This window comes from Prevotella sp. S7-1-8 (assembly GCF_000758925.1).
Lineage (GTDB): Bacteria > Bacteroidota > Bacteroidia > Bacteroidales > Bacteroidaceae > Prevotella.
The window spans coordinates 1-19,599 of record NZ_JRNC01000050.1; the positions used below are offsets into that span (position 1 = coordinate 1).

The 19,599-nt window shown below is 46.7% G+C and carries 15 protein-coding genes and 5 tRNA genes; all 20 read right to left on the reverse strand.

What is annotated here, in order from left to right; genetic code table 11:
- Positions 1 to 236 precede the first annotated feature (236 nt).
- Positions 237 to 4,571, reverse strand: coding sequence for a DNA-directed RNA polymerase subunit beta' (rpoC, locus tag HMPREF1640_RS08355; RefSeq protein WP_036893866.1), 4,335 nt, complete (start codon positions 4,569 to 4,571; stop codon positions 237 to 239).
- A 24-nt stretch (positions 4,572 to 4,595) separates the two neighbouring features.
- Positions 4,596 to 8,405, reverse strand: coding sequence for a DNA-directed RNA polymerase subunit beta (gene rpoB, locus HMPREF1640_RS08360; RefSeq protein WP_036893867.1), 3,810 nt, complete (start codon positions 8,403 to 8,405; stop codon positions 4,596 to 4,598).
- A gap of 178 nt (positions 8,406 to 8,583) precedes the next feature.
- Complete coding sequence (gene rplL / locus HMPREF1640_RS08365) at positions 8,584 to 8,964, reverse strand: 50S ribosomal protein L7/L12 (protein ID WP_036893869.1); 381 nt, start codon at positions 8,962 to 8,964, stop codon at positions 8,584 to 8,586.
- 53 nt (positions 8,965 to 9,017) lie between these two features.
- Complete coding sequence (gene rplJ / locus HMPREF1640_RS08370) at positions 9,018 to 9,542, reverse strand: 50S ribosomal protein L10 (RefSeq protein ID WP_036893870.1); 525 nt, start codon at positions 9,540 to 9,542, stop codon at positions 9,018 to 9,020.
- A gap of 18 nt (positions 9,543 to 9,560) precedes the next feature.
- Complete coding sequence (gene rplA, locus HMPREF1640_RS08375) at positions 9,561 to 10,253, reverse strand: 50S ribosomal protein L1 (RefSeq protein ID WP_036893871.1); 693 nt, start codon at positions 10,251 to 10,253, stop codon at positions 9,561 to 9,563.
- Between the two features lie 25 nt (positions 10,254 to 10,278).
- The gene (gene rplK / locus HMPREF1640_RS08380; RefSeq protein WP_036893872.1) at positions 10,279 to 10,719 is read right to left on the reverse strand and encodes a 50S ribosomal protein L11; all 441 of its coding nucleotides are present in this window, start codon (positions 10,717 to 10,719) and stop codon (positions 10,279 to 10,281) included.
- A 54-nt stretch (positions 10,720 to 10,773) separates the two neighbouring features.
- Positions 10,774 to 11,322, reverse strand: coding sequence for a transcription termination/antitermination protein NusG (nusG, locus tag HMPREF1640_RS08385; protein WP_036893873.1), 549 nt, complete (start codon positions 11,320 to 11,322; stop codon positions 10,774 to 10,776).
- 12 nt (positions 11,323 to 11,334) lie between these two features.
- On the reverse strand, positions 11,335 to 11,538 hold the full coding sequence (gene secE, locus HMPREF1640_RS08390) for a preprotein translocase subunit SecE (protein ID WP_036893875.1): 204 nt from the start codon (positions 11,536 to 11,538) through the stop codon (positions 11,335 to 11,337).
- A gap of 16 nt (positions 11,539 to 11,554) precedes the next feature.
- A tRNA-Trp gene (locus HMPREF1640_RS08395) sits at positions 11,555 to 11,627 on the reverse strand.
- Between the two features lie 62 nt (positions 11,628 to 11,689).
- Positions 11,690 to 12,895 carry an elongation factor Tu gene (gene tuf / locus HMPREF1640_RS08400; protein ID WP_036893877.1) on the reverse strand — a complete coding sequence of 402 codons (1,206 nt, stop codon included), beginning with the start codon at positions 12,893 to 12,895 and terminating at the stop codon, positions 11,690 to 11,692.
- Between the two features lie 66 nt (positions 12,896 to 12,961).
- Positions 12,962 to 13,033 (reverse strand) — tRNA-Thr (locus HMPREF1640_RS08405).
- A 13-nt stretch (positions 13,034 to 13,046) separates the two neighbouring features.
- A tRNA-Gly gene (locus HMPREF1640_RS08410) sits at positions 13,047 to 13,119 on the reverse strand.
- A 23-nt stretch (positions 13,120 to 13,142) separates the two neighbouring features.
- Positions 13,143 to 13,225 (reverse strand) — tRNA-Tyr (locus tag HMPREF1640_RS08415).
- 41 nt (positions 13,226 to 13,266) lie between these two features.
- A tRNA-Thr gene (locus tag HMPREF1640_RS08420) sits at positions 13,267 to 13,340 on the reverse strand.
- Between the two features lie 106 nt (positions 13,341 to 13,446).
- Positions 13,447 to 13,749, reverse strand: a complete 303-nt coding sequence (hpf, locus tag HMPREF1640_RS08425; RefSeq protein WP_036893878.1) for a ribosome hibernation-promoting factor, HPF/YfiA family — start codon at positions 13,747 to 13,749, stop codon at positions 13,447 to 13,449.
- Positions 13,750 to 13,776: 27 nt separating this feature from the next.
- Positions 13,777 to 14,655 carry a tyrosine-type recombinase/integrase gene (locus HMPREF1640_RS08430; protein ID WP_036893880.1) on the reverse strand — a complete coding sequence of 293 codons (879 nt, stop codon included), beginning with the start codon at positions 14,653 to 14,655 and terminating at the stop codon, positions 13,777 to 13,779.
- A 90-nt stretch (positions 14,656 to 14,745) separates the two neighbouring features.
- A complete protein-coding gene (rpsU, locus tag HMPREF1640_RS08435; protein ID WP_036893881.1) occupies positions 14,746 to 14,937 on the reverse strand; it encodes a 30S ribosomal protein S21 in 192 nt (63 codons plus the stop codon).
- Positions 14,938 to 15,303: 366 nt separating this feature from the next.
- Entirely contained in the window at positions 15,304 to 17,415 is a 2,112-nt protein-coding gene (locus tag HMPREF1640_RS08440) for a family 20 glycosylhydrolase (RefSeq protein WP_231565869.1), read from the reverse strand.
- Positions 17,402 to 17,650: a glycoside hydrolase family 20 zincin-like fold domain-containing protein gene (locus HMPREF1640_RS13715; protein ID WP_231565870.1), complete on the reverse strand. Its 249-nt coding sequence runs from the start codon at positions 17,648 to 17,650 to the stop codon at positions 17,402 to 17,404. The genes HMPREF1640_RS08440 and HMPREF1640_RS13715 overlap by 14 nt, the downstream gene beginning before the upstream one ends.
- 561 nt (positions 17,651 to 18,211) lie before the next feature.
- Entirely contained in the window at positions 18,212 to 19,528 is a 1,317-nt protein-coding gene (nhaA, locus tag HMPREF1640_RS08450) for a Na+/H+ antiporter NhaA (protein WP_036893883.1), read from the reverse strand.
- Positions 19,529 to 19,599: the final 71 nt, after the last annotated feature.

Sequence of the window (19,599 nt, forward strand, 5' to 3'; positions counted from 1 at the left end):
AATTATGAGCATTTTTGACAGCATGGAGGCTGTATTACCCACACCACAAGGTTGTATGAAAGAAATAAATTAGCAGACCCTACTTATAGAGAACCTATAGATGTAACTATACGCGCGGCTGGGGTAACATGGAAAGACAGCCTGACCACAACGTCTCTTTATGGCAAAAACAAAAGAAGGCCGTAAAACTAAGAAACTTAGCTTACGACCTTCTTATGATGATTGATGGAATGTATTTACTCCGCGTTTACCTGATCGGCATAGTCGAGTACGTTCTTCTTGTTAGCCTCCATGCGCTCGTACTCCTCCTTGGACCCTACGATTATCTTGTCCCAAGCGCGCATACCAGTGCCGGCAGGGATGAGGTGACCGCATATCACATTTTCTTTCATGCCCTCCAAAGCGTCTACCTTTCCACGTATGGCCGCCTCGTTGAGAACCTTGGTGGTCTCTTGGAAAGAAGCGGCGCTCATGAAACTCTTCGTACCCAAAGCGGCACGCGTGATGCCCTGAAGGATTTGGGTGGAGGTGGCAGGCACGGCATCTCTAACTTGCACGGGGCGAAGGTCTCGACGCTTGAGACTGGAGTTCTCGTCACGAAGTTTGCGAGCGGTGATGATTTGGCCTTTCTTCATATTGTCAGAATCGCCAGCGTCTATGACAACTTTCTTACCCCAGATACGATCGTTCTCCTCGGCAAAGTCAAGTTTGTCTACAAGTTCCTGCTCCAAGAACGTGGTGTCGCCGGGATCGTCAATGCGTACTTTGCGCATCATCTGACGTACAATTATCTCGAAATGCTTATCATTGATCTTCACTCCCTGCAATCGATAAACGTTTTGCACCTCGTTGACGATATACTCTTGCACCGCCGTGGGACCCTTGATGGCAAGAATGTCATTCGGCGTAATCTCACCATCGGAGAGCGCCGTGCCAGCGCGGACAGCATCGTGCTCTTGCACCAAGATCTGACGTGACAGAGGCACGAGATACTTGCGCTGCTCACCAGTCTTGGACGTCACTATAACCTCGCGGTTTCCTCGTTTGAGCTTGCCCATGGTGACCTCGCCATCAATCTCTGAAACAACGGCAGGGTTAGAGGGGTTTCGCGCCTCAAAAAGCTCGGTGACACGCGGCAAGCCACCAGTGATACCACCCGCGCTAAACACTGAACGCGATATACGCACAAGAGTGACACCCGTGGAAATGGTCTGCCCATCCTCGATATTGGCAATGTGACCGCCTACAGGGAAGGAATACGTGCCAAGGACCTCTCCATCGGAATTGAGAACGTCTACCATTGGAACCATATTGTGCTCACGCGACTCTATGATAATGCGCTCGGTCATACCAGAGGTCTCGTCGGTCTCAGCTTTATAGGTGACGCCCTCAATGACGTTACGGAAACGCAACGTACCAGCATATTCACTGACTATAACAGCGTTGAAGGGGTCCCACTTACAAATAATGTCGCCTTTCTTGACTGTGTCTCCGTTCTTGAAGAACAGCGAGCTACCATAAGGAACGTTGAGGACGGCAAGAACAATATCCGTGTTCTGGTCGACAAATTGCACCTCGGCCAAACGGCTTACGACCATCTGGCACTCTCTCTCGGTGTCGCCTGTCTTGTCTACGAAAGGAACTGTACGCAAGCCGTCAAATTTGAGCTTGGCATCATACTTGGACTTCATGTTGGCATTGGCCGCAGCGTTCTCGGCCACGCCACCGGAGTGGAATGTACGAAGGGTGAGCTGTGTGCCCGGCTCGCCAATAGCTTGCGCGGCAATGACGCCCACGGCCTCGCCAATCTGCACCATACGAGAAGATGCCAAGTTGCGACCATAACACTTTCGGCATACGCCTTTCTTGCTCTCGCAAGTGAGAACGGAGCGTATCTCTACCATCTCAACCTGCGCCGCCTCTATGGCTTGGGCCTTGTACTCGGTGATTTCCTCACCGGCCTCGACAATAACCTCGTTGGTATGGGGGTTGACAACATCGTGAACAGACACGCGACCCAAGATGCGCTCGGACAATGTGGAGATGACCTCGTCTCCATCTTTAAGGGCCCGACACTCCAAACCGCGAAGCGTGCCACAGTCTTCCTCGTTGATAATAACATCATGGGACACGTCTACCAATCTACGGGTGAGATAACCGGCGTCGGCAGTCTTCATGGCGGTGTCGGCAAGACCTTTGCGGGCGCCGTGCGAAGCAATGAAGTACTCTTGCACGGACATTCCCTCCTTCAAGTTGTTCAGGATAGGGTTCTCTATGATAGAGTTGCCCTCCGCTCCAGCTTTTTGCGGCTTGGCCATAAGGCCACGCATGCCGGCAAGCTGCGCAATTTGGTCCGCGGAACCACGAGCTCCGGAGTCGAGCATCATGTACACGGCATTGAAGCCTTGGTCGTCTTCCGTCATATGTTTCATCACGGCTTTCTTGAGATTATCATTGACGTGCGTCCACGCGTCGATAACTTGATTGTAACGCTCCTTGTCCGTAATAAGACCCATGTCGAAATTGGCGGTTACCTCGTCAACCTCGTCTTGGCCTTTCTTGACCAACTCTTTCTTCTCCGCGGGAACAATGATGTCGTCAAGGTTAAACGAGAGACCTGCCACGTATGACATGCGATAACCCAAATCCTTCACACCATCAAGGAACGTGCAAGCGCGCGCCATGCCCACGGTGGTGATGACGTCGGCTATAAGGCCGCGTAATGATTTCTTGGAGATAATGCCATTGAAGAAACCTATCTCTTTCGGGATGATTTCATTAACAATAATACGACCGACAGTGGTCTCGACCATATGGCGAACAGGTTGTCTGTCCACGACATCGTCCACATAGCAATTAACAAGAGCGTGCTCGTCGCACCGTCCCTCGTTGTGAGCGATAATCGCCTCTTCCGTATCATAGAACGTGAGCCCCTCACCTTTGGCGCCAGGACGAGCCTTGGTGATATAATACAGACCCAACACCATGTCCTGTGACGGAACGGTGACAGGCGCGCCATTGGCGGGGTTGAGGATGTTGTGGCTCTGAAGCATGAGTATCTGGGCTTCAAGAACCGCCTCGTTGCTCAAAGGAAGGTGAACGGCCATCTGGTCACCATCAAAGTCGGCGTTGAACGGCGTACAAGCCAATGGGTGAAGCTGTATGGCCTTGCCCTCGATAAGTTTGGGTTGGAACGCCATTACCGACAGACGGTGAAGCGTAGGGGCGCGGTTTAGAAGCACGGGATGCCCTTTCATCACATTCTCAAGGATGTCCCAAATGACGGGCTCGCGACGATCCACGATTTTCTTGGCGCTCTTGACGGTCTTGACGATACCGCGCTCTATGAGCTTGCGTATAATAAACGGCTTGTAAAGCTCGGCCGCCATCAACTTGGGCAAACCACACTCGCCTATCTTTAGCTCTGGGCCCACAACGATAACCGAGCGGGCGGAATAGTCCACACGTTTTCCGAGAAGGTTTTGGCGGAAACGTCCCTGCTTGCCTTTCAGAGAGTCTGAAAGCGATTTAAGAGGACGGTTGGACTCGCTCTTGACCGCGCTGGCCTTACGACTGTTATCAAACAAAGAGTCTACGGCCTCTTGCAACATACGCTTCTCGTTACGAAGTATCACCTCCGGGGCCTTGATCTCCATGAGTCTCTTCAATCGATTGTTGCGAATGATGACACGGCGATAAAGATCGTTCAGGTCTGAGGTGGCAAAACGGCCACCATCCAACGGAACCAACGGACGAAGTTCTGGAGGAATAACGGGGATGATCTTTAGTATCATCCACTCGGGCTTGTTGATATTCTTGGAACCACGAAAAGCCTCTACAACCTGAAGGCGTTTTAAGGCCTCTGTCTTGCGCATCTGACTTGTGTCATTGTTAGCGCGGTCGCGAAGTTCATAGCTCAAAGAGTCCAAGTCAAGGTCGCGCAACAGATCAAGCACGGCCTCCGCACCCATCTTGGCAATGAACTTGTTAGGATCCTCATCGTCCAAGTAGTCATTGTTAGGGTCAAGCCTGTTGTCAATTATGTCAAGATATTCATCTTCGGAAAGCAAGTCAAACTGGTGAGAACCGTTGAGTTCTTCCACTCCCTCGGCATCCTTGGCGCCTGCCAACGCTCCCGGTTTGATAACTATATATTTCTCGTAATAAATGACCGAGTCCAATTTTTTTGTAGGCAGTCCCAACAAGTAACCTATCTTATTGGGCAACGAGCGGAAATACCAAATATGAGCCACAGGCACAACCAACTCAATATGCCCGCTTCGCTCACGGCGCACTTTTTTCTCGGTTACCTCTACGCCACAACGATCGCAGACGATGCCTTTGTAACGGATGCGCTTGTATTTTCCGCAAGCGCATTCGTAATCTTTTGTAGGACCAAAAATCTTTTCACAAAAGAGACCGTCTCTCTCGGGTTTATACGTACGATAATTGATGGTTTCGGGCTTGGTGACCTCACCATACGAATTTTCCTTGACCTCCTCGGGCGAGGCAAGGCCAATGGTTATCTTCGTAAAATTAGTTTTTACCTTTGTATCTTTTTTGAAAGCCATATTTCTAACTTTTCAGTATTCTTATTAATCCATCTTAACGCTTAAGCCAAGACCCCGCAGCTCATGCAAGAGCACGTTCAAAGACTCTGGGATACCAGGAGTTGGCATTGGGTCACCTTTGACAATTGCCTCGTAAGATTTGGAACGTCCCGTGACATCGTCGCTCTTAATGGTGAGCATCTCTTGAAGCACGTGGCTGGCCCCAAATCCCTCGAGGGCCCAAACCTCCATCTCTCCAAATCGCTGTCCTCCAAATTGGGCTTTACCACCAAGCGGCTGTTGGGTGATAAGCGAGTACGGACCTATGGAACGAGCGTGCATCTTATCCTCTACCATGTGTCCCAATTTCAAGAAGTAAGTGATACCTACAGTAGCGGGCTGGTCGAAACGCTCACCAGTCTCTCCATCATATATATAAGTAGAGCACAGATTAGGCAGGCCAGCCTTTTCAGTCCATTCCCTAAGGTCATCAAGCTTGGCGCCATCGAAAATGGGAGTGGCGAACTTCTTGCCTAACTTCTTTCCAGCGGCTCCCAAGATTGCCTCGAATATTTGACCAAGGTTCATACGTGAGGGAACGCCCATAGGATTAAGAACCAAGTCAACAGGCCGTCCGTCCTCAAGGAAAGGCATGTCTTCCATGCGCACGATCTTGGAGACTATACCCTTGTTACCGTGACGACCAGCCAACTTGTCGCCAACTTGGATCTTACGTTTCTTGGCAATGTAAACCTTGGCCATTTTGAGCACGCCCGAAGGAAGCTCGTCGCCAATAGTAATCGCGAATTTACGACGGTTTTGCTCCGCGGCGAGCTGCTTGTACTTATGGATATAGTTCACTATAAGTCTTCGAATAAGGCTATTGGTATGCTCATCGTCCGTCCACCCATTACTCTGTATCCCATCGTATTCGAGGTTTTTCAGTGATGCAATGGTAAATTTGCTGCCCTTGGTGATGATTTCGGCATCGGTGTAATCTTTTACGCCTTGTGATGTCTTGTCCTCCGTCAAGGTCATCAGCTTGTCAACGAGCATATTCTTCAACTCATCGCCTTTTGCCTCGTACTCTTCGTCTATTTTTTGAAGCAACAGTTTGTCTTTCTTCTTAGACTCACGTGTTTTCTCCGCGCGAGAGAACAACTTCTTGTCAATTACAACTCCACTCAAAGATGGGTTGGCCTTGAGCGAGGAGTCTTTCACGTCTCCGGCCTTGTCTCCAAAAATGGCACGCAACAGCTTCTCTTCCGGCGATGGATCGCTTTCACCCTTTGGCGAAATTTTACCAATCATAATATCGCCCGGCTCTATGCGGCTGCCTATACGGACAATGCCATTCTCGTCCAAGTCCTTGGTGGCCTCCTCACTGACATTAGGTATATCATTCGTAAGCACCTCTACGCCACGTTTGGTCTCACGCACGTCCAAAGAATATTCATCCACATGAACCGAGGTGAGCACGTCCTCGCGCACCATACGCTCAGAAATAACAACCGCATCTTCATAGTTGTAACCTTTCCATGGCATGTAAGCAACCAAAAGGTTCCGACCCAAAGCTAATTCTCCATTCTCCGTGGCATAGCCCTCGGTGAGAATGTCACCCTTCTGGACACGCTGACCTTTCGCGCAGATAGGACGAAGGTCTATTGTCATATTTTGGTTGGTTCTGCGGAATTTAGGAATGCTATATTCCTTGATAGCAGGCTCAAAACTTACAAACTCATCCTCCTCCGTACGGTCATAGAGTATCCTAATCGTCGTGGCGTCTACATATTCCACCACACCGTCACCTTCGGCCATTATCATTGTACGACTGTCTTCACAAACCTGTTTTTCAAGACCGGTACCAACTATTGGCGCGTCATTGTGAAGCAAAGGAACAGCTTGGCGCATCATATTGCATCCCATCAGCGCACGGTGACCATCATCATGCTCAAGGAAAGGAATCAGAGCCGCACTTACTGACGCTATCTGCTGGGGCGAAACGTCCATCAAAGTAACTTCCTCTGGATTCACAACCGGGAAATCCGCGGCAAAACGACAATGAACAAAATCACGGATGAAAGTTCCGTCTGTATTCAACGGCGCATTACCTTGAGCAACATATTGTCCCTCCTCTTCCTCGGCGGTCATATAGGTGACATCGTCATTGTCCATATCCACCTTTTTATTCTCAACCTTGCGATATGGTGTTTCTATAAAACCAAGCTCATTAATTGTGGCATAAACGCAGAGTGAAGAGATCAAGCCAATGTTCGGACCTTCTGGCGACTCGATAGGACAAAGACGACCATAGTGAGTATAATGCACGTCACGCACCTCAAAGCCAGCGCGCTCACGCGAAAGACCACCAGGACCAAGTGCGGAAAGGCGGCGTTTGTGCGTAACCTCAGCAAGAGGGTTCGTCTGGTCCATGAACTGGCTCAACGGATTAGTGCCAAAGAAAGAATTGATAACACTGGAAATAGTTTTGGCATTTATCAAATCCGTAGGCGTAAACACTTCATTGTCACGAACGTTCATGCGCTCACGGATCGTCCTGCTCATACGAGCCAAGCCAATAGAAAACTGATTTGCCAACTGCTCACCTACCGTGCGTACACGACGATTAGACAAGTGGTCTATATCATCAACCACGGCGTTAGAGTGGATAAGTTTTATCAGGTATTTGATAATCTCGATAATATCCTCCTTGGTAAGCACGCGAGTTTCCATACTGATGTCCTCGCCAAGTTTCTTGTTTATGCGATACCGTCCAACCTCGCCTAAATCATATCTCTTGTCAGAGAAAAATAGATTTTGAAACACCTCGCGAGCGCTGGCGTCGTCAGCAGGGTCAGCATTTCTTAGTTGACGGTAAATATAATTTACGGCCTCTCTACCAGAGTTGCTCGTATCTTTCTTAAGTGTCTCAAATATAATGTCAAACTTGCTGGCAACCTCAGCATTCTTGTGAACGAGTACTGTGGAAACGCCACTTTCAAGTATTTCGTCGAAATTGTCAGCTGTAATTTCTGTCTCACGCTCCAATATCACCTCGTTGCGCTCCACGGTAACAACCTCGCCCGTATCCTCATCTACAAAATCCTCATTCCAGCTCTTTAAGACACGAGCAGCTAATTGACGACCAATAAGCTCCTTACGATTGCGCTTGAGAACCTTTATCTCTTCAGCAAGGTCAAATATCTGCAAAATATCCTTGTCACTCTCATAACCTATAGCACGAAGCAAGGTGGTGACGGGAAGTTTTTTCTTGCGGTCGATGTACGCATACATAACGTTATTAATATCGGTCGCAAACTCTATCCATGAGCCTTTAAAAGGAATGATGCGCGCGCTATACAATACTGTGCCGTTGGCATGAACTCCTTGACCGAAGAAAACACCCGGAGAACGGTGTAGCTGAGAGACCACGACGCGCTCCGCACCATTGATAATAAAGGTGCCGTTGTCTGTCATGTAAGGAATTGTACCGAGAAAAACATCTTGAATAAAAGTACCAAAATCCTCATGATCAGGATCTGTACAATACAGCTTCATCTTAGCTTTCAATGGCACACTATATGTTAGCCCACGCTCCAAGCACTCACCAGTAGAGTAACGAGGCGGGTCAATATAATAGTCTAAAAATTCAAGAACAAAATTATTGCGCGTGTCAGTAATTGGAAAATTCTCTGCAAAAACTTTATATAAACCGTCATTCTTGCGTTCTTCTGGCGGTGTATCTAATTGCAGGAAGTCCCGAAACGACTTCAACTGGATGTCGAGAAAATCCGGATACGGATACGGATTATGAACGCTGACAAAATTTTCTCGATTATTAATAACGTTTGACATAAATAAAAATTAGTTATAATACCTATTAATCCTTTTGGATTTAAAAAGGAAATGTCGAGTGAGACACAAAAAGGTTAGGACTTACCGACTGGGCAAATCCTAACCATGTTTAGTACGATTGCTGATAAATACTGTAGCTATTTTTAAATAAGCTAAGTATTGGTCGATTAAAAATTAATTACTTCAAATCTACCTTAGCGCCAGCTTCTTCGATAGCTTTCTTCAAGCTCTCAGCTTCTTCCTTGGACAAACCCTCCTTGATGGTAGCGGGAGCGCTTTCCACAAGGTCCTTAGCATCCTTCAAACCAAGACCGCAAGCTTCCTTAACGGCCTTAACAACCTGAAGTTTTGTAGAGCCAATATCGGTCAAAACAACATCAAATGAAGTTTTCTCCTCTGCGGCTTCACCAGCGGCAGCACCACCAGCGGTAGCGGCAACAGCAACCGCTGCAGCAGCAGGCTCAATACCATACTCGTCCTTCAGGACTGTAGCTAACTCATTAACTTCCTTAACAGTAAGATTTACTAACTCTTCTGCGATAGCTTTAACATCTGCCATTTTATTCTAAAATTTATTATTTTCGTTAAAATTATGTTTTCGACTTTATTTCTTTACTCTGGACGTTCGCCTAAAGTCTTAAGCACGCCATGTATTGTATTACCTCCTGACTGAAGAGCAGAGATGACATTCTTTGCAGGTGATTGTAACAATGCCACAATATCCGCAATAACCTCATTTTTACTCTTCAACGCAGACAACTCATCAACCTTGTCGGCTCCTACATAGAAACCTTCCTCAGCATAAGCAGCCTTAAAAGCAGGAATTCCATCTTTTACGATTTTCTTGTCTTTCAAGAGTTTTGCAGGAACATTTGCAGTTTCACAAAACATCACGGCGGTTGTACCCTTAAGCACTCCATAAAGTTCAGAAAAATCAATCTCAGAAGCCTCGAAAGCCTTGTGAAGAAGATTATTCTTCACAACAACCATTTTTATCTTCTTCTCAAAACACTTGCGACGAAGAGAACTTGTAGCCTCAGCGTCCAACCCGGTAACATCTACCAAGTAGAAATGAGGGTATTCCTTCAACTTCTCGCCAAGCTTAACAATAATAGTATCTTTTATTTCTTTCTTCATATTAGCATACTTTTAGAGTTATTCAACTGATTTAGGATCTATCCTGATCCCTTGGCTCATAGTACTCGAAATATAGATACTCTTCAGATACGTGCCCTTTGCGGTAGCTGGTTTCAAGCGTACTATCGTATTGATAAACTCATTTGCATTACCAAAAATCTGTTCAGCAGTCATTGAACTCTTGCCAACAGATGAATGGATAATACCAGCCTTGTCAACTTTGAAATCTATCTTACCTTGCTTAACTTCGGTGACAGCTTTTGCGACGTCCATGGTTACAGTTCCGCTCTTAGGGTTAGGCATCAAGCCACGAGGACCGAGGAAACGACCCAACGGACCTATTTTACCCATACAAGAAGGCATCGTAATAATGACATCAATATCAAGCCATCCACCCTTGATCTTGTCGATATATTCATCGAGACCAACATAATCAGCGCCAGCCGCCTTGGCAGCCTCCTCCTGATCAGGTGTGCACAAACAGAGAACGCGAACCGTTTTCCCAGTTCCATTAGGAAGCGTCACCACGCCGCGAACCATTTGGTTAGCTTTGCGAGGGTCAACCCCCAAACGTACATCCATATCAATAGATGCGTCAAACTTGGTAGTCGTAACAACTTTTACCAACTCTGAAGCCTCTTTCAATGTGTATGCCTTCCCCACTTCAACCTTATCAGCTACTGATTTCTGATTTTTTGTCAGTTTACTCATTTTACTTAATTTAATTGAAGTTAAATTATTCTTCAGGGAAGTCCCCTTTAACAGTTATACCCATACTACGCGCAGTACCTGCGACAAGTCTCATAGCACTCTGTATCGTGAAACAGTTCAAGTCTGCCATTTTGTCTTGGGCAATAGCTCTCACCTGATCCCAAGTAACAGAAGCGACTTTTTTACGATTTGGCTGGCTTGATCCAGATTTTACTTTCGCGACCTCTCTGAGCTGAACAGCAGCGGGAGGAGTTTTGATCACAAAACTGAATGACTTGTCAGTATAGTAGGTGATAACAACTGGCAAAATTTTGCCAGCTTTATCCTGGGTACGGGCGTTGAACTCCTTGCAAAATCCCATGATATTAATACCTTTGGAACCTAAAGCGGGCCCAACGGGAGGTGAAGGATTGGCAGCGCCACCTTTAATCTGTAATTTGATTAATCCAGCAACTTCTTTAGCCATTTCTTTTTAATTAAAAAATTGGAATATATAAAGCCGCAGTTTAGTCCGTAACAACTATTCCGCAACCTTTTCAACTTGCATAAAACCAAGCTCTAATGGAGTTTTACGTCCAAAGATCTTTACCATCACTTTCAATTTATGTTTTTCAGAATTGATCTCCTCGATCACACCCTCAAAACCTGAAAAAGGACCATCTGTTACCTTTACCGTCTCATCAAGAACATATGGAATAGATACCTCGTTATCCATACCTGTATCTTCAGCGGCACCAATCATTCGATTGATTTGTGATTGTGGAACGGGATTAGGATTATCCAACCCACCAATAAAACCTAAGCAATTAGGCATAAACCGCAATGTAGCAGCCACGTCACCAATTAGAACAGCTTCTACGAAGATGTAACCAGGCAGAGAAGTTTTTTCCTTCTCCACACGTTTGCCGTTTCGCACAGTAGCATGTTTTTCCATAGGAATTAACACTTGAAAAACATTATCAGCAAGCAGCTTGTTGTGCTTCATTTCAGCCTCAATAGAATCTTTCAATTTAGCCTCTTTTCCGCTAACAACACGCAGTACATACCAATTTTTTCCTGTTACAGCCATCTTCTTAATTGATTAACCTGGATAAATTACACCCATTAGGTTCTTAAACACAAGGTCCAAAGCGAACACCACAATAGCAATGACAAGGGAAGCAGATAATACAATCACTGCACTATGGGTAAGTTCAGCGCGTGTTGGCCAAGTAGTTTTATGCGCAAGCTCATCGTAACATGCCTTGCAATAGTCTACTATTTTCTTTATTGTTTTATTAAACATATTATCTTTTTATTTGCACGGGTTGAAAGATTCGAACTCTCGACACCTGGTTTTGGAGACCAGTGCTCTACCAACTGAGCTAAACCCGTAAGAAAAGTCTCCGTAACCGCAGTTGCGGAGACATTTATATTATCTATGAAAAGAATAGCTATTATACATCTTTTACATCAGGAAGTATCTCCGTAATCTGGCCAGAGCCTACTGTACGACCACCCTCACGGATAGCGAAACGGAGACCTTCGTTCAATGCAACACGGTATATCAAAGTGACCTCGATTTCAACATTGTCACCAGGCATAACCATGTCTACGCCTTCTGGAAGAGTGATTTCACCAGTGCAGTCCATTGTGCGAAGGTAGAACTGAGGACGATATTTGTTACCGAATGGAGTGTGACGTCCGCCCTCTTCCTTCTTCAGCACGTAAACCGAAGCCTTGAAGTGGTCGTGAGGCGTGATGGCACCCGGGTGCACAACCACCATACCACGTTTAACCTCGTTTTTCTCTATACCACGAAGCAACAGACCTACGTTATCACCAGCTTCACCTTCCTCAAGAATCTTGCGGAACATCTCAACACCGGTAATTGTGGATTTCTTGTCCTCGCCCAATCCAAGCAGCTGAACCTCATCACCAATCTTGCAACGACCTGTTTCGATACGACCTGTTGCAACAGTACCACGACCCGTGATAGAGAAAACGTCCTCAACTGGCATCAAGAAAGGTTTGTCAACCATGCGCTCTGGCTCCTCAATCCAAGTATCAACGGCGTTCATCAATTCCATAATAGAATCTTGCCATTTCTCAACACCATTCAGCGCACCAAGAGCAGATCCACAAATGATCGGCGTATCTTCCTCATAACCATAAGAAGTCAAAAGGTCTTGAACATCCATCTTAACAAGGTCAATCATTTCCTCGTCAACTTCAGGGTCATCACATTTGTTCAAGAAGACAACCAATCGGGGCACGTTCACCTGACGGGCAAGCAACACATGCTCACGCGTCTGAGGCATTGGACCATCCGTAGCGGCACAAACAAGAATGGCACCATCCATCTGGGCAGCACCAGTAACCATGTTCTTCACATAGTCAGCGTGGCCCGGACAGTCTACGTGTGCGTAGTGACGCTTTTCTGTTTCATATTCAATATGAGAAGAGTTGATGGTAATACCACGCTCTTTCTCCTCGGGAGCATTGTCAATCTGATCGAAAGATTTAACATCTTCACCCGTACCCAAACGCTCATGCAAAGTCTTAGAAATTGCTGCGGTCAGAGTAGTCTTACCGTGGTCAACGTGACCAATTGTACCAATGTTAACATGCGGTTTCGTGCGCACGTACGTCTCTTTAGCCATAGCTTTACTTTTTTATTATAATAAATTAAATTTATCTATACACTCTTCTATCAGTTCACAATCTCGAGCTGTAACCGAGAGTTGAACTCGGGACCTCTTCCTTACCAAGGAAGTGCTCTACCACTGAGCTATTACAGCGAAGAAATCCATGAGCGGAAAACGGGACTCAAACCCGCGACCCCCAGCTTGGAAGGCTAGTGCTCTATCAACTGAGCTATTTCCGCATTTATCTTCCTGATCGAAGAAGTGGGTGGTGATGGATTCGAACCACCGTAGGCAAGAGCCAGCAGATTTACAGTCTGCCCCATTTGGCCACTCTGGTAACCACCCATAACATTTTCCAACAATTCCACCTAAAAGTTTTCGTGGAGAGCCTCTTGTCGGATTCGAACCAACGACCCCGAGATTACAAATCACGTGCTCTGGCCAACTGAGCTAAAGAGGCGTATATCCCAGCAGCCGGTCTATGCGACACTCGCAAAGGATTTGTTGTAAAACGGCTGCAAAGATACTGTTTATTTTTTAATCTTCAAAACTTTTTGACGATTTTTTCAACGTCTTCTTAACTTTTCCTTGAATTTCTCAAGTTGCACTTTCAATGCGTCTACACATTGATCCACCCCCTCTTCGAAAGTATCGCAAGTTTTTGCCACAAAAAGCGGACTGCCCCCTGGAGCAGACACCGTAATGCTTGTTTCTTTATTTAATGATGCCGCTGGTTTCACAACTTTTAATTGCACATCTACTTTCTGGATATCTTCAAATGTTTTTTCCAACTTGGCGACCTTCTTTTCGATGAACGCCTGCAACTTCTCGGTAGCGTCGAAGCGAATCGACTGAATTCTAATTTCCATAGTTACCTCCTATTTTAAAGGTTAAACTCACGCCCGCGGATGGGCATCTTCATATACTCGTTTAAGTTGCTCGAACGTGGTATGTGTGTAAATCTCCGTGGTGGAGACGCTTTCATGTCCCAACAACAGTTTTATGCTCTCTATACATGCGCCGTGATTGAGCATCGAAGTGGCAAAAGTATGCCTAAGAACATGAGGGGACAACTTCTTCAAAGTGCAAAACTTCGCAAGTTTTTTTTTCACTTCGTTACGCACCTGGAACGGTTTCATGCGACGACCTTCTTTCGTCAAAAACAACGCATCGTCTAACGCATTCACCTCACTGTTTCTCACCGAGATGTAACGAGCTATCGCCCCGCGCAGTTCCTCCTCAAACGGAATAAAACGCTGCTTGTTGCCCTTGCCTGTCACTTTGAGTTGCCCAATGCTCATGTCTACGGCGTCGTCATTGAGCGCGATCAATTCCGAAAGGCGCATCCCCGTTTCGTAAAACATCATGATGACCGTACGAGCGCGCACGTCCTCATATCCGTTTCCCCATTCTGTGTCATCCAACAGCCTGTCCATCTCGCTCTCTTTCAAGAACTGTGGCAGCGGCTTGCGCTTTTTAGGGCCAGCGACATGGTGCGCCGGATCTTTGTTCACCAATTTCCGCGCAAATGCAAATCGATAAAAGGATCGCAAAGCAGACAACCGTCTGTTCACACTCGCGGCATTGTTTCCCTTATCCATCATGCTCTCCATCCAATCGCGAATGACATCCGAGTCTAACGACTCCCACGAGAGTTGATCGTTCAAATTCTTGAAAAAAAATTCAAAAGCGTATAAATCTTCCGAATAATTTTTTATCGTCAGTGACGAGCGTCGCTGCTCATACCGCAGATAGTTCAAAAATTCTTCTATCATTGTCAAGTGATGTCGCTTTTCGTTTTCACGATATTTTTGGCAACGAATATATGGAAAATTACTGGAACTACCAAATTTTTCAAGAAGTTTTTACTCTTCTTCCTGACGCAGCTTCTGTACGTAGACGGCGCGCTCTTTCTGGAGACGTTTCAAGACAGACGGCTTATCGTATTGCTGACGAGTGCGAAGCTCCCTTATAACACCTGTCCTTTCAAACTTTCTCTTGAATTTTTTAAGAGCTCTTTCGATGTTCTCACCATCCTTAACTGGTACAATAATCATGTTGTTTTGGTTTTGATTTTTAAATGTAAAACATAACAAAATGAGGCAATGCCACAAAATGCGAGTGCAAAATTACTGCTTATTTTTCTATTATCCAAATGTTTAACTCTTTTTCTTTTATACCGAAGAATATTCCCTTCCACATCTGGTATTTATTTGATTAACATATTATTATGTAACCATTTTTACAGATTAGCATCGTCACGCTTATTTGATTTACCGATTTTTTCAATTAAACCAACAATCCTGTTTATTTGCGTCACCAATGGCATACAGGGTTAGTCACTCATTTTTGCTTCCGTACCAACTTGCATACCACATGCCAACACAGCTTTGTCAAAAGCATTTTACACAATCCATCCACTTCTAATTTTCATAAAAAAATTGGTCATTACTAACATTTACAAACTTCTTGGAGCTGTCCTTGCGCATTTGCATGTATAAATCGTTCCACCACGATGGCCATCCTCCTGTGACATTTGCTATAAAAACGAACTTGACTGGATGAAACCCTTGGGCCAATGCCACGCTGTTGTCATGACGCGACAGCGCTTTCACTTCGCCGGTATTGTCTATCAACAGTTTGCCATCCATCCACACTTGGTCCACCCTTGACGAAACATAATACACACCATCCTCGGGCACATTGACATAACCTTCGGCAATCGCGGCATAACATTTTTCGCCACGCAATACGAGGTAATCATCATCCTGCTTTACCTTCATGTCCTCCAGAGCGCTGATTACAGATGTCTTCCATGTAGTCTCAGACCATTCCAACTCATTCAGATTTTGGAAATATCCCATCGTACGTTTCATTTTCAAACCGGGTTTTACATTTTTCACATTAACAGCCGGCGTGTATTCTTTTCTCACCACTTGTACGTTTCTCACCTTACTCATTTTGCCATACGGCGTAATCGTCGCAATGCTGATCACGCAATCATGGCTCACCCTGATAGGTTCGGTATAAGTGGTTGATTTTGCGGTAGGAGCGGTGCCGTCCAATGTATATACCATTCGCATTGGGCGCGAGGTCTTGAATGTCACCGTTGTATCTTTTGTAATCACCACCCTGTCGCACGATCCATAAGGTTGCTCAGGTAGTGGTATGTGATAATTCACCTGACGATTGTCAAGACGCACGCAAAAAGCATCCACTCTTTTGCGGAAATCTTCAAAGTTCTTTTTCTCAAGTGGCGACCATCCCACCTCCGCCGCCGCCAGAACGCGCGGATACATCATATATTCCATTTTGGCGTTGGAATACATGTGCTCTGCCCAATAATTACACTGCACGCCTATTATGTGCTTATCGAGTCCCGCCTTTTTTATAACATCTGGCACAGGGTCAAAGCTATAGGTCAGCTCAAGCGGTCTTGTCGGACTGGGTATGGTTATAGGCTCCACCTTGCTATCTCCTTGATAATGGTCAAGATACATACCATTAGAGCCCGGACTCATAATGACATCATGGCCTAATTGGGCTGCTTCGACACCGCCTTTTATGCCACGCCACGACATCACCGTTACGTTTCCACTTATCCCTCCTTCCAAGATCTCGTCCCATCCTATGGGTGTCTTGCCATGTTTCTCCAACATTTTCGCCACACGTTTCACCACGTAGCTCTGAAGCCTATCCTCGGCCGTGCGTTTTTCATCCCCCCGAAGTCCCTCGTCTTTGATACGCTTTTGACAGGCCGGGCATGCCTTCCACATCTTTTTGGGGCACTCGTCACCGCCTATATGAAAATATTTTCCAGGAAACAAAGGCGCTAATTCTTGAAATATGTTCTCCAAAAATTCAAAAATATCCTCCTTGCCGGGACACATCACGATGTCTTCTATACCCCAAACGATACGCGGCGTGGTCTTAATGCCAGTACACGACAATTCCGGATAAGCGGCGATTGCCGCCATGAAATGTCCAGGAAGGTCTATCTCAGGAATGACCGTGACAAAGCGTTGCGCCGCGTAATCAACAATCTCTCGCAGCTGATCCTGCGTATAATAATAGTTTCCGTATGTTGTGCCGTCTGCTTCATGGCGTGTGCTACCAATGGTAGTGAGCTTGGGATATTTCTTAATTTCCACCCGCCAGCCTTGGTCGTCCGTCAGGTGGAGATGCAGTGTGTTCATCTTCAATGCGGCGATCACGTCTATCTGCTTCTTGACATTTTCCACAGTGATGAAATGACGACAAGGGTCAAGCATGAGTCCACGATAGCCAAACCGTGGATAATCCTCTACGTCGCAACATTGAGCCACCCATGCCACGCCGTCCACCTTGTGGTCGCTCTCTACCTCCGCCGGCAAAAGCTGTAGCAATGTTTGCATGCCGTGGAAGGCCCCATGGCCGGTTTTGGCATTGATCACGACACGATCGGCCCTAACCTTAAGTTTGTAACCCTCGGCGTCGATTTGCATACGCGGGTCTATATTTATATTGATGACACCTTTCTTATTAGATACTGTCACTGCGTGCCCGGTCGACGTTTTTATTTTTTTTTGCGAGATACTCGCCCACTGTCCGGCTCTCGCCAGAGTTGCAACCTATACTCACATGCGTTGGCACGCGAAACTCTCCGCGTTGCATGGACAGCTTGACGGGCATGGGAATGATGTTGACAACAGCGCCACGAAAACTACATGGAGCCATACTTAAAACAGTTGCCAAAGCCAATACAGAAATCATTTCATTCATCTTTTTCATCGGTGCGTATTTTTAGGGTATAAAGATTGTGGTCAAAGACTACATCACGTTGCAGGCCACAGGCCACATGCGTCATGTTTCTTCGCTCAACATCCAAACTATGTTATAAAATATGACAAGTGGACTTCCGTTTTCACTCGAAGTTAACCACGCATGCAAATATAAGAAAAAAAGGGGAAATCCTCGCCACCACATGTTTTTTTTATCGTTGGATGGGCGCAAAGCGTCAAGCGTTCATGGCAGCGACATGCAAGAATATACGTTCAACGGCTTGCCACAAGTGTCGCTATTGGCGCTTGCTTATATATCATTACCGGTTTTTGGCCCAGCCACTTAAAGACACTCGCTCGGATACATAAAAGCAAGACGCCACGAGAGCGCCGTAACTCATAAGGACACCTTATAAATTATGGCCTTTGCCACACACAAACATGGGCTGAGGGGAAATAACAACTCGGCATCCGAAACCAGATGGATGGCTCGTTGCCGCCAATAACGAAACACGCCCATCACCATACGAAGACACAAGATGATGGGCACGCGCGCAATGACTTCGCGACCTTATTTCCTCAAGATGAGATAACCTGTCACGCCGCCTAATATTGAGGCGGCGAAGATTCCAACCTTGGCTTGCACCTGAAACGCCACGTCATCAAATGCCAACATCGTGACAAACATCGACATGGTGAAGCCGATGGATGCCAAAAAACTTAACCCAACGACCCTGCGCCATGTGAGCGAGCGAGAGCGACGTCCAAGCCCCATCTTCTCTGTCAGCCACACGGCGGCAGCGATGCCCAACGGCTTGCCAACCAAAAGGCCCACCAACACACCAACCGCGACATGGCCGCCGGTAATGGCGCTCATGTCCATGTCAACGAAAGACACGCCGGCATTGGCCAAAGCAAACATGGGCATGACCACAAACGACACCCAAGGGTGCAACCCATGCTCCAGCCGCTGCAAGGGCGGCACGGCGCGGATGGTGTCGGCCGATACTTTGGAGAGAATATCCACTTGCCCGGGTTCCAAGGTGCGCACATCGTTGCCCTCCATGTTCTCAAACAGGCGCACATGGCGTTTGATACGCGCTATGAAAGCCGTCTCAGGTATACGCGAGTCGGCAGGTATTACCATCGCCGCCAGCACGGCCGCGATGGTGGCGTGGATACCAGACATCAGAAAGGCCAGCCATACGCCCCCAATTCCCAGCAACCCATAAAACACCACGTTCTTCACGCCTAACCTGTTGGCCAAAAACATCACCCCCAACACGGCAAATCCCACGGCCAAATTGCCAAAGGAGATCTCAGAGGTGTAAAACAGCGCAATGACGAGAACGGCTCCTATATCGTCCACGATGGCAAGCGTGGTGAGAAACACCTTGGCCGATATGGGCACGCGGTCTCCAAGCATATAGACCACGGCTAAAGCAAAAGCTATGTCGGTGGCCATGGGGATGCCCCAGCCGTTGGCGGCAGGATCGGTGCCATTGAGAAGCAGGTACAAAACGGCGGGGGTCACCATGCCCAACAGGGCCGCCGCCACGGGTATGGTGACCTTGCGAATGTCGCGAAGCTCGCCGCCTATGAACTCAGACTTAAGCTCAAGGCCAACCACGAAGAAGAACATGGACATGAAGCCATCGTTAATCCAATGGGCCACGCTGAAATTGAGGAACGGCTTGCCATTAAACATAAAACCAAAGTGATAATCGAAAAAACGATTATATTCGTCACGTAGCGGCGAATTGGCCAAGGCGAGGGCCGCTATCACCGCCAAGGCAAGCACGATACCACCCGATCGCTCTTGATTGATGAACCTGACAAAGGGTATGGCGAGATAGTTTTTAAGTGCCCTCTGGTAATGTGATCGCATAAAATAAAGGGATTTTTCGCTTCGTCAATGACGCTTGTCATATAGCTGAAGCACGTGAGAAAAATAACTTA

What these genes read in the sequence shown, in the direction of transcription:
- tuf (WP_036893877.1), bottom strand. Translation starts at nt 12,895, where the DNA reads ATGGCTAAAGAGACGTACGTGCGCACGAAACCGCATGTTAACATTGGT.
- HMPREF1640_RS08430 (WP_036893880.1), bottom strand. Translation starts at nt 14,655, where the DNA reads ATGATAGAAGAATTTTTGAACTATCTGCGGTATGAGCAGCGACGCTCG.
- rplK (WP_036893872.1), bottom strand. Translation starts at nt 10,719, where the DNA reads ATGGCTAAAGAAGTTGCTGGATTAATCAAATTACAGATTAAAGGTGGC.
- rplJ (WP_036893870.1), bottom strand. Translation starts at nt 9,542, where the DNA reads ATGAAGAAAGAAATAAAAGATACTATTATTGTTAAGCTTGGCGAGAAG.
- secE (WP_036893875.1), bottom strand. Translation starts at nt 11,538, where the DNA reads ATGTTTAATAAAACAATAAAGAAAATAGTAGACTATTGCAAGGCATGT.
- rpsU (WP_036893881.1), bottom strand. Translation starts at nt 14,937, where the DNA reads ATGATTATTGTACCAGTTAAGGATGGTGAGAACATCGAAAGAGCTCTT.
- nusG (WP_036893873.1), bottom strand. Translation starts at nt 11,322, where the DNA reads ATGGCTGTAACAGGAAAAAATTGGTATGTACTGCGTGTTGTTAGCGGA.
- rplL (WP_036893869.1), bottom strand. Translation starts at nt 8,964, where the DNA reads ATGGCAGATGTTAAAGCTATCGCAGAAGAGTTAGTAAATCTTACTGTT.
- rplA (WP_036893871.1), bottom strand. Translation starts at nt 10,253, where the DNA reads ATGAGTAAACTGACAAAAAATCAGAAATCAGTAGCTGATAAGGTTGAA.
- rpoB (WP_036893867.1), bottom strand. Translation starts at nt 8,405, where the DNA reads ATGTCAAACGTTATTAATAATCGAGAAAATTTTGTCAGCGTTCATAAT.
- nhaA (WP_036893883.1), bottom strand. Translation starts at nt 19,528, where the DNA reads ATGCGATCACATTACCAGAGGGCACTTAAAAACTATCTCGCCATACCC.
- rpoC (WP_036893866.1), bottom strand. Translation starts at nt 4,571, where the DNA reads ATGGCTTTCAAAAAAGATACAAAGGTAAAAACTAATTTTACGAAGATA.
- hpf (WP_036893878.1), bottom strand. Translation starts at nt 13,749, where the DNA reads ATGGAAATTAGAATTCAGTCGATTCGCTTCGACGCTACCGAGAAGTTG.
- HMPREF1640_RS13715 (WP_231565870.1), bottom strand. Translation starts at nt 17,650, where the DNA reads ATGAAAAAGATGAATGAAATGATTTCTGTATTGGCTTTGGCAACTGTT.